This is a genomic window from Halomonas salinarum, assembly GCF_012062845.1.
GTDB classification, from domain to species: Bacteria; Pseudomonadota; Gammaproteobacteria; order Pseudomonadales; family Halomonadaceae; genus Onishia; species Onishia salinarum.
Genome location: NZ_WWNB01000036.1, coordinates 1 through 3,512, shown reverse-complemented (window position 1 = coordinate 3,512; position 3,512 = coordinate 1). Strand labels below are relative to the sequence as shown.

The 3,512-nt window shown below is 54.2% G+C and carries 1 tRNA gene and 2 rRNA genes; all 3 read left to right on the top strand.

Features of this window, described 5'->3' with window-relative positions:
- Position 1 precedes the first annotated feature (1 nt).
- The 3 genes from HF027_RS15320 to rrf all read left to right on the top strand — a co-directional run bounded on the left by HF027_RS15320 (position 2) and on the right by rrf (position 3,480).
- Positions 2 to 77, top strand: a tRNA-Ala gene (locus tag HF027_RS15320).
- 286 nt (positions 78 to 363) lie between these two features.
- Positions 364 to 3,250: ribosomal RNA gene (locus HF027_RS15315) — 23S ribosomal RNA — on the top strand.
- Between the two features lie 114 nt (positions 3,251 to 3,364).
- A 5S ribosomal RNA gene (gene rrf, locus HF027_RS15310) occupies positions 3,365 to 3,480 on the top strand.
- The last annotated feature ends 32 nt before the right edge of the window (positions 3,481 to 3,512 follow it).

Below are 3,512 nucleotides of genomic sequence, written 5' to 3'. Positions count from 1 at the left end.
AGGGGCCTTAGCTCAGCTGGGAGAGCGCCTGCCTTGCACGCAGGAGGTCAGCGGTTCGATCCCGCTAGGCTCCACCATTTACTGACAAGAGATCAGCGATGGAGGTCAGCGATTCGAGCGAATCGTCGCACCGCCCGCTAGGCGCCACCATCCCCAACAGTCATCTTCGAGTCCACAGTCACAAGCTTATCATCACACATGTTGATGTCGGGCTTGTGACTGTCGGTTCGACAGTCGCTCTTTAACAATATGAATCATGCTGACAAGAAGTCCTTTTCCTACCCAGGAAAAGGCAGTGATACGTTTCAAGCGTATCCGGCAATTGTCGTGAGTCATCGCGGATCAGACCCTTTCGGGTTATATGGTCAAGCGATGAAGCGCATACGGTGGATGCCTAGGCAGTCAGAGGCGATGAAAGACGTGGAAGCCTGCGATAAGGTTCGGCGAGGTGGCAAACAACCTGCGACCCGGACATTTCTGAATGGGGAAACCCACCCAACGTAAGTTGGGTATCCCACACTGAATACATAGGTGTTGGGAGGCGAACCAGGGGAACTGAAACATCTAAGTACCCTGAGGAAAAGAAATCAACCGAGATTCCCCAAGTAGCGGCGAGCGAACGGGGACCAGCCCTTAAGCACCATGACTGATAGACGAAGTGGCTGGGAAGCCACGCGATACAGGGTGATAGCCCCGTAGTCGAAATCTGATTGGTGTGAAATCGAGTAGGTCGGGGCACGTGAAACCTTGACTGAAGACGGGGGGACCATCCTCCAAGGCTAAATACTCCTGACTGACCGATAGTGAACCAGTACCGTGAGGGAAAGGCGAAAAGAACCCCGGAGAGGGGAGTGAAATAGATCCTGAAACCGTATGCGTACAAGCAGTGGGAGCCGACGTGTTCGGTGACCGCGTACCTTTTGTATAATGGGTCAGCGACTTATTTTCAGTGGCGAGCTTAACCGTATAGGGGAGGCGTAGGGAAACCGAGTCTTAACTGGGCGACCAGTCGCTGGAAATAGACCCGAAACCGGGCGATCTATCCATGGGCAGGTTGAAGATTGAGTAACATCAATTGGAGGACCGAACTCAAGTATGTTGAAAAATGCTGAGATGACCTGTGGATCGGAGTGAAAGGCTAATCAAGCCCGGAGATAGCTGGTTCTCCTCGAAAGCTATTTAGGTAGCGCCTCACGTATCACCGCCGGGGGTAGAGCACTGTTTCGGCTAGGGGGTCATCCCGACTTACCAACCCGAGGCAAACTCCGAATACCGGTGAGTGCAGCGTGGGAGACACACAGCGGGTGCTAACGTCCGTTGTGAAAAGGGAAACAACCCAGACCGTCAGCTAAGGTCCCAAAATCCTGATTAAGTGGGAAACGATGTGGGAAGGCTCAGACAGCTAGGAGGTTGGCTTAGAAGCAGCCATCCTTTAAAGAAAGCGTAATAGCTCACTAGTCGAGTCGGCCTGCGCGGAAGATGTAACGGGGCTAAATCAGGTACCGAAGCTACGGGTTCATCTTAACGATGAGCGGTAGAGGAGCGTCGTGTACGCCGATGAAGGTGTGTTGAGAAGCATGCTGGAGGTATCACGAGTGCGAATGCTGACATGAGTAACGACAAGGGGAGTGAAAAACTCCCCCGCCGGAAGACCAAGGGTTTCTGTTCGACGCTAATCGGAGCAGAGTGAGTCGGCCCCTAAGGCGAGGCCGAAAGGCGTAGTCGATGGGAAACGGGTCAATATTCCCGTACTTCACAGTATTGCGATGGGGGGACGAAGAAGGCTAGGTGAGCCAGGCGTTGGTTGTCCTGGTGAAAGTCAGTAGGCCGAGGAATCAGGTAAATCCGGTTCCTTAAAGCCGAGAGACGAGACGAACAGACTACGGTCTGGAAGTCATTGATGCCACGCTTCCAGGAAAAGCCTCTAAGCTTCAGATACTGTGAAACCGTACCCCAAACCGACACAGGTGGTCAGGTAGAGAATACCAAGGCGCTTGAGAGAACTCGGGTGAAGGAACTAGGCAAAATGGTGCCGTAACTTCGGGAGAAGGCACGCCGCATTAGCGTGATGGGACTTGCTCCCTAAGCGCGAAGCGGTCGAAGATACCAGGTGGCTGCAACTGTTTATTAAAAACACAGCACTCTGCCAACGCGTAAGCGGACGTATAGGGTGTGACGCCTGCCCGGTGCCGGAAGGTTAATTGATGGTGTTAGCGTAAGCGAAGCTCCTGATCGAAGCCCCGGTAAACGGCGGCCGTAACTATAACGGTCCTAAGGTAGCGAAATTCCTTGTCGGGTAAGTTCCGACCTGCACGAATGGCGTAATGATGGCCACGCTGTCTCCACCCGAGACTCAGTGAAATTGAAATCGCAGTGAAGATGCTGTGTACCCGCGGCTAGACGGAAAGACCCCGTGAACCTTTACTATAGCTTCACACTGGACGCTGATGTTGCTTGTGTAGGATAGCTGGGAGGCTTGGAAGCGGTCGCGCTAGCGGCCGTGGAGCCAACCTTGAAATACCAGCCTGGCATCATTGGCGTTCTAACTCCGGTCCGTTATCCGGATCGAGGACAGTGTGTGGTGGGTAGTTTGACTGGGGCGGTCTCCTCCCAAAGAGTAACGGAGGAGCACGAAGGTACCCTCAGCACGGTTGGAAATCGTGCATTGAGTGCAAGAGCATAAGGGTGCTTAACTGCGAGACAGACACGTCGAGCAGGTACGAAAGTAGGTTCTAGTGATCCGGTGGTTCTGTATGGAAGGGCCATCGCTCAACGGATAAAAGGTACTCCGGGGATAACAGGCTGATACCGCCCAAGAGTTCACATCGACGGCGGTGTTTGGCACCTCGATGTCGGCTCATCACATCCTGGGGCTGAAGTCGGTCCCAAGGGTATGGCTGTTCGCCATTTAAAGTGGTACGCGAGCTGGGTTTAGAACGTCGTGAGACAGTTCGGTCCCTATCTGCCGTGGGCGTTGGAAGTTTGAGAAGTGCTGCTCCTAGTACGAGAGGACCGGAGTGGACGCACCTCTGGTGTTCCGGTTGTCACGCCAGTGGCATTGCCGGGTAGCTAAGTGCGGACGGGATAACCGCTGAAAGCATCTAAGCGGGAAGCCCCCTTCAAGATGAGACTTCCCCGAGGCGTAAGCCTCCTGAAGGGCCCAGCAAGACGAGCTGGTTGATAGGCACGGTGTGGAAGCGCTGCGAGGCGTTGAGCTAACGTGTACTAATGGCCCGTGAGGCTTGACCATATAACCCCAAGGGGTCTGCGCATGACGTGCGCAATTGACGGATACGATGAAACGATCACGTCAGCATGATTCTTATTGCGATGAGCCGCTTAGGCGTCTCATCAACCCGTTTCGCCTGACGACCATAGCGAGCGTGAACCACCCGATCCCATGCCGAACTCGGAAGTGAAACCGCTTAGCGCCGATGGTAGTGTGGAGTCTCTCCATGCGAGAGTAGGTCATCGTCAGGCACTTACACTGAAGAAACCCCGGCCCTTACAGG